Annotated in this window: 1 protein-coding gene; it reads right to left on the reverse strand. The window is 64.6% G+C overall.

Features of this window, described 5'->3' with window-relative positions:
* Positions 1–441 (reverse strand): DUF2339 domain-containing protein (locus D7X55_RS46545; RefSeq protein WP_121725762.1); only part of this gene is annotated, 441 nt, incomplete at both ends.

Genomic DNA, 441 nt, shown 5'->3' on the forward strand with positions numbered 1-441 from the left:
TGCCAGTACCGCGTAGATCGCGGCCAGGCCCAGCGCGCATAGTGCCAGCGTCATCGGTTGTTCGTGCAGCATGCCTGCCTGCAACGAGAATGCGACCAGCGGCGTGCCGAACACCAGGCTGCCATCGATCAGATCGCGCCGGCTGGCCGGCTGGCGGCGCGCGTACAGCAGCGGGATCAGCAGGTAGAACACGAAGAACAACAGCAGGAACGGCTCAGTGCTGCTGAACTTGTCCGGTACGTACTGCAGCACGCCCCAGAAGGTGCCGATGCCGAAAGTGAAGGCGAAGCCCAGCAGGTTCAGCGCGCGCCAAGGGCGGAACCAGGCGATGGCGAAAATGCCTGCGTTGAGCACCGCGTAATAGCTGAACAGCCCCACGTGATTGCCGCTGCCGGCGGACAGCCACAGCGGTGCCATGAAGCCGGCCAGGATGCCCAGCAC

Origin of the sequence: Corallococcus sp. AB049A (assembly GCF_003668885.1) — a bacterium.
Taxonomy (GTDB): domain Bacteria; phylum Myxococcota; class Myxococcia; order Myxococcales; family Myxococcaceae; genus Corallococcus; species Corallococcus interemptor.